The sequence below is a fragment of the Mycobacterium sp. genome (assembly GCF_039583805.1).
Lineage (GTDB): Bacteria > Actinomycetota > Actinomycetes > Mycobacteriales > Mycobacteriaceae > Mycobacterium.
Genome location: NZ_JAVKSH010000066.1, coordinates 15,341 through 21,174, shown reverse-complemented (window position 1 = coordinate 21,174; position 5,834 = coordinate 15,341). Strand labels below are relative to the sequence as shown.

The 5,834-nt window shown below is 67.6% G+C and carries 5 protein-coding genes, 1 tRNA gene and 1 pseudogene; 4 read left to right on the top strand and 3 right to left on the bottom strand.

Features of this window, described 5'->3' with window-relative positions:
• Nucleotides 1-450: 450 nt before the first annotated feature.
• Together ABDW21_RS10640 and ABDW21_RS10635 are read right to left on the bottom strand one after the other, a co-directional pair.
• The gene (locus ABDW21_RS10640) at nucleotides 451-1,251 is read right to left on the bottom strand and encodes a L,D-transpeptidase (RefSeq protein ID WP_343601450.1); all 801 of its coding nucleotides are present in this window, start codon (nucleotides 1,249-1,251) and stop codon (nucleotides 451-453) included.
• Nucleotides 1,252-1,419: 168 nt separating this feature from the next.
• Entirely contained in the window at nucleotides 1,420-1,704 is a 285-nt protein-coding gene (locus ABDW21_RS10635) for a MazF family transcriptional regulator (protein WP_343601455.1), read from the bottom strand.
• Between the two features lie 155 nt (nucleotides 1,705-1,859).
• Between ABDW21_RS10635 and ABDW21_RS10630 the strand changes: the two are divergent.
• Both ABDW21_RS10630 and ABDW21_RS10625 read left to right on the top strand, forming a co-directional pair.
• Nucleotides 1,860-2,021 (top strand): annotated as a pseudogene (locus ABDW21_RS10630) (cytochrome P450); the annotation flags it as partial.
• A gap of 135 nt (nucleotides 2,022-2,156) precedes the next feature.
• Complete coding sequence (locus ABDW21_RS10625; RefSeq protein ID WP_343601448.1) at nucleotides 2,157-3,539, top strand: FAD-binding oxidoreductase; 1,383 nt, start codon at nucleotides 2,157-2,159, stop codon at nucleotides 3,537-3,539.
• 240 nt (nucleotides 3,540-3,779) lie between these two features.
• Here the strand turns inward: ABDW21_RS10625 and ABDW21_RS10620 are convergent.
• Nucleotides 3,780-3,853 (bottom strand) — tRNA-Gly (locus ABDW21_RS10620).
• Between the two features lie 76 nt (nucleotides 3,854-3,929).
• Here ABDW21_RS10620 and dcd point away from each other — a divergent pair.
• Together dcd and ABDW21_RS10610 are read left to right on the top strand one after the other, a co-directional pair.
• Nucleotides 3,930-4,502 carry a dCTP deaminase gene (gene dcd / locus ABDW21_RS10615; protein ID WP_343601446.1) on the top strand — a complete coding sequence of 191 codons (573 nt, stop codon included), beginning with the start codon at nucleotides 3,930-3,932 and terminating at the stop codon, nucleotides 4,500-4,502.
• Between the two features lie 172 nt (nucleotides 4,503-4,674).
• Nucleotides 4,675-5,834 (top strand): hypothetical protein (locus ABDW21_RS10610; protein WP_343710438.1); only part of this gene is annotated, 1,160 nt, incomplete at its 3' end.

Below are 5,834 nucleotides of genomic sequence, written 5' to 3'. Positions count from 1 at the left end.
TCGGAACTACGTTGCCGGGTAACACAACTCAAATCCCGTTGGTGCCGTGACGAGCCGATCGTCACCCAGGTTATTGTCGCGGCGTCGTGCACCCGGAGACCTCCAGATTCACATATTGCTGTCTGGCCACATCAGCACCACTGGTCTCTGGAAGAGGCGATGTGCGCCGTGTCCGCCTCTGCGCGACAACCTCCTTCGCAGCACCGCGCCACCACAGCTGTCGCTCAGAGCTGGGCACCTCGGGTGCCGACCGGCGCAGGGACACCTGTGGCAGCTGTGACCAACGCGACGCGACCGCCCCGGGGGATGCACCAATGTGAGCCAAGTCGCGGGTAACACACGACAGCGCAGGCACCTCGTCGCCATCGGGCACACGGAACCAGCAGCCTGATGCGTACCCGGACGCCCTCAAGGTGCGGGGTCTGCTGAAGCTGGAGGGTGTGGCCGCCGCTATTCCCGCACTATCACCGGGTCGCCGATTTTGACCGTGTTGAAGTACCACTCGGCGTCCTGGGGGCTCAGGCTGATGCAGCCGTGGCTGACATTGTCGAACCCCAGCGAATTGACAGCCCACGGAGCTGAATGGACGAAGAGGCCCCGGCCGGTGATGCGTACGGCGTAATCCACTGGGATCCGGTACCCCTCGGGATCGTTGATGGGGATGCCGACGCTGCTCGAATCCATGATTACCGAGCGTTCCTTGGACATGACGTGGTAGGTGCCGACCGGCGTCGGGAACTCCGGCCTACCCATCGAGGCCGGCATCACCCCCTCTTCACCCCAGTGCGGCCGGTGATGCGGCGCTGGGAGTCGCGGCGGCGGTCCGGCCTCGACTCCGTCGACGCTCACAGTGAACGTGTGGTCCGAGATACTGGCGACACCGACGACGGCGGGACCCGTCGTGAAGTCGGTAGACACTCCGCCCACCGACAGCGCTACCGTGCTGTGCGCCGGCCAAAATCGGTTGGGGACCCACTGCACCACGTCGTTGTCGAGCCATTCGAACGTGCCGGTCATCGCGGGTGCCGACGTGACTGCAAGGGCACGCTCGGTCGCGTGCCGGTTGGCGACGGGCGCAGTGAACGTCACCACCACGGGGTGGGCCACCCCCACCACCTCGCCGCGCGTCGGCAGCACCGACGCGATGGCCGACGCAGACGGCTGGTTCGCCGCCAGGCTCACACCGGCGGGCCCCGTCGCAGTCGCGGCGATACCGATCACCGCGAGAACACACCGAACAACCGCACGCATGGCTTCTATTCCTTCGTAATCACAACCGTGTCATTGTGATCGTAGGGCGCCTTGACGAGTGGAAGTGCCGGCGCGCGTGAGCAATTCGATCAAGCCTCTGTCACGATTTCACTACGGCGAGAATCCGGCATCCGCATTCGCAGGACGAAGCCGTGGTGGAAACGTCTGCTATCGCTCCGGTGTCGCGAGGATCCGGAACAGCATGGTGTTGATGTCAGTGAGTAGTTGTGTGCCGATGTTGCGCTCACATTCTCGTAGTCGCGATTTCCACAAGCTGGTGATGAGTCCTGTTGCAGCCCAGTGGCCTTCGGCCAGACCCACACCGAATCCGGTATCAGGATCGCTGGTGAGGATCGGAATCGCGACGATCGTCGGCTCCGTGAGTATCTCGTTGTAGACCGTCGAGGAGATGACCAGCACCCGGGTCTCGGTGGCGGTGTCCAAGGTCCAGATCTCGCCGCGCCTAGGTGCATGGGTCAGTATCAGCGAGTTGACGGTGTGTCACGCAGTGGGCGGGGTGGATGGTCGGGACAACTGTATCGCCTGATGTGGCCCTACCGGTGCGGGTGACGCGCTGTGGTCGTGCCGGCTTGAACTGGCCCCACCCGACCGTGACCCGCGACATCGACCTCGACGGCCAACACCTGCGGCAAAACGACCGCGTCGTCATCAGCTGGCTCTCGGCCAACCGCGACGAGAAAGAGTTCGACCGGCCCAACGAGATCATCCTGGACCGCGCACCCAACCGCCACGTTGCGTTCGGACTGGGCCGCGCCGTGGTCGTGCCCGGTCGGCGCTACCGGGTGATGGCCACCGGCGGACGACTCATGCCCGTCCGGCTCTCGGCCCTGGTGAGCGGACGGACGCTGCGGCCCTGCAAGCGCTGAGTTCTAGAGTGTGCGTTCATGAGCGACATGACGGCGCGGTTCGCGGAGATCGTCGGGGCCCACAACCTGCTCGCTGGCGACGCGATCCCCGACGACTACTCCCACGACGAGGAGCTGACCACGCCCCCGCAGAAGCCGGCCTACCTCGCCAAGCCTGCGAGCGCCGACGAGGTCGCCCAGCTGGTCAAGACCGCCACGGACACCAGGGTTCCCGTGACGGCCCGCGGGTCGGGCACCGGCCTGTCGGGCGCGGCGATTCCCCGGGCCGACGGGCTGCTGATTTCCTTCGAGCGGATGAACAAGGTCCTCGAGGTCGACACCACCAACCAGGTCGCCGTCGTGCAGCCGGGGGTGACGCTGACTGAATTAGAGTCCGCGACAGCCGATTCTGGGCTGCGCTACATGGTCCACCCCGGCGAGCTGTCCTCCAGCGTCGGCGGCAACGTCGGCACGAACGCCGGCGGGATGCGCGCGGTCAAGTACGGGATCGCCCGCCACAACGTGCTCGGGTTGCAGGCGGTGCTGCCGACCGGCGAGATCATCCGCACGGGCGGCAGGATCGCCAAGGTGTCCACCGGCTACGACCTGACCCAGTTGATCGTCGGCTCCGAAGGCACCCTGGCGCTGGTCACCGAGGTGATCGTCAAGCTGCACCCGCGGCTCGACCACAACGCCACCGTGCTGGCCCCATTCGCCGACTTCGAGCAGGTGACGGCGGCGGTGCCGGCGATCTTGGCCAGTGGGCTTGGCCCCTACATCCTCGAGTACGTCGACTCCGTGACCATGGCAGCGCTCGTCCACACCCAGAACCTGGATCTGGGGATCCCCGACCAGGTCCGCGAGGCTTGTGAGGCGTATGTCGTCGTGGCGCTGGAGAACCGAACGGCGAACCGGCTCGACGAGGACGTCCAACGGGCCGGCGAGTTGCTCGCCGAGCTCGGTGCCTTCGACGCCTACGTGCTCGAAGGGGGCTCGGCGCGCAAGCTGGTCGAGGCCCGCGAGAAGGCGTTCTGGACGGCCAAGGCGATCGGGGCCGACGACATCATCGACACCGTCGTGCCGCGCGGCGCGATGCCGAAATTCCTTGCCGGCGCGCGCGGTCTGGCGGCGGGCGCCGGCGCCGCCGCGGCCGGCTGCGGGCACGCCGGGGACGGCAATGTGCACCTGGCGATTTTCTGCAAAGAGCCGGACGTGCGGAAGAAGTTGATGACCGACATCTTCGCGCTCGCAATGGAACTGGGTGGCGCGATCTCCGGCGAACACGGCCTCGGCCGCGCTAAGACACCGTACTTCCTCGAGCTCGAAGACCCAGTCAAGGTGGACCTCATGCGCCGCATCAAGCAGAGCTTCGACCCGGCGGGCATCCTCAACCCCGACGTGCTGTTCGCCGCGGGACACTGAGCTTCCCGACCGCCTTTCGCACGACGATCAACCGTACGTGTCACACGTCTTCGAGGCGCGCACAGAGCGTGTCTCCCGGGCCTGGGATGCATGTGGCCGGTGTGACAGGGCGGGGCCCACACTTACGTACCAAAGTGCCTACGACGCACCGCCGCGAGGGCTCCCGGTGCCCCGCTGAGGCGAGCCGTCGGCATGGCCCCGGCCCGCGGGTTAGAACAGCGCTATCGGGCTAGCCAACCGTGGAGCCGATGACGGGAATCGAACCCGCGTATTCAGCTTGGGAAGCTGATGTTCTGCCATTGAACTACATCGGCGCTGCTGCGTCCGAAGGTTAACATTCGGCGCGGCGTCGCTCACCGTCACCGGGAGCCCCGGGGATAGGCTCGTCGGGTGCTGCTCTCCGATCGTGACCTGCGGGCCGAAATCGCCGCCGGCCGGCTGGGCATCGACCCGTTCGACGATGCCCTGGTGCAGCCGTCCAGCGTCGACGTCCGCCTGGACAGCATGTTCCGGGTGTTCAACAACACCCGCTACACCCACATCGACCCGTCCCGGCAGCAGGACGAGCTGACCAGCCTGGTGCAGCCCCTCGACGGCGAGCCGTTCGTGCTGCACCCGGGCGAGTTCGTGCTGGGCTCGACGCTGGAGGTGTGCACCTTGCCCGACGACCTGGCCGGACGGTTGGAAGGCAAGTCGTCGCTCGGGCGGCTGGGCCTGTTGACCCACTCGACCGCGGGATTCATCGACCCCGGCTTCAGCGGACACATCACGCTGGAGCTCTCCAACGTCGCCAACCTGCCGATCACGCTGTGGCCGGGCATGAAAATCGGCCAGCTCTGCATCCTGCGGCTGACCAGCGCGGCCGAGCACCCCTACGGCAGCACCAGGGTAGGGTCGAAATACCAGGGCCAGCGGGGGCCCACACCCTCGCGCTCGTACCAGAACTTCATCAAGTCGGGATAGCGCGGAGCTGTCGGGATAGCGCGGCGATAACGCTGTGCGCCGCCGCGGCGATGAACGGGTGGTGAGGCGAGGGCATCGTTGCCCCGCGCCGTCCCGTGAGCTGCTGGGTGACTGCTGTGGAGGTGTCGTGGATACCGTGCTCGGGGTCTCGATGGCACCCAGGTCGGTACGCATGGTGTTGCTCGAGGGCGAAAACGCCGACGGTGTCACCGTCGACGAGGGGAGCTTTGATCTCTCCGCCGGCCTTTCCGACGATCTTCCCGGCGAGCTTTCCGACGGTGACGGCCCGGCGGCGCTGACCGCACCCGACCAGGTGGTCGCCGCGATCCTCGGTACCCGGGAAGGCGCCGCCGAGGCCGGCTACCAGCTGGTTTCCACCGGGGTGACGTGGAGCGACCAGGCGCAGGCCGCAGCGCTGCGCGACGCATTGGCGGCCCGCAAGCTGGAGAATGTCATGCTGATCTCGGCGTTTCTGGCCGCGGCGGCGCTGGCGCAAACGGTGGGCAGCGCAACCGGCTACAGTCGCACCGCTCTGCTGTTCATCGAACCCGACACCGCGACGTTGGCCGTCGTCGACTCGGCCGACGGCGCTGTCTCCGACGTCCGTCGCGAGATTCTTCCCGACGACGACGACGCGGCGGTCGCCACGCTGGCCGGGTTGGTGTCCAGCGCCGCGGGCCTGCCCACCCGGCCGGACGGTGTGTTCGTGGTGGGTTCCGGGGTCGACATCCCGCTGATCAAGCCGGCGCTGGATGCGGCGACAACGCTGCCGCTGAGTGCGCCCGAGGAGCCGGAGCTCGCGCTGGCTCGCGGTGCCGCGCTGGCCAGCGCGCATGCCCCGCTGTTCGCGTCGTCAACCCAGGCCCTGGCGTACGCGCAGGATCCCGGTACCGGTCTGGTAGACCCGTACGCGGTCGCGCCGGGTTATCTGGCCGTGCCGGATGTCTCTGTCGACGGCCGGGAGGCCCTCGCCTACAGCGCGGTTCCTGACGAGGACGACGACGGCTACACCGTGGCCGGTGCCGACGCCGGCGAGGACCTCGCCAGCGGCATGTTCCCGGATTTCGCCCCGGAGACGGTCGATGCGCCGGGCCGCACACCGTTCTTCACCGCGATGGCGGTGTTGACGGTCTTCGTCGTCGGGGTGGTGGCGCTGGTGCTTGCGCTGGCGTTCGGCATCCGCCCGCATGCCGATCAGCGGCCCAGCCTCAGCAGCAACGTGGTTGCCTCGAAGCCGGCGCCGCCACCGAAAGCCCAGGTGCCCGCGCCACCTGCGCCGGCCCCGAAACCGGCGCCGGTTCCCGCCGCCCCCGCCCCGGTGCAGGCGCCCGC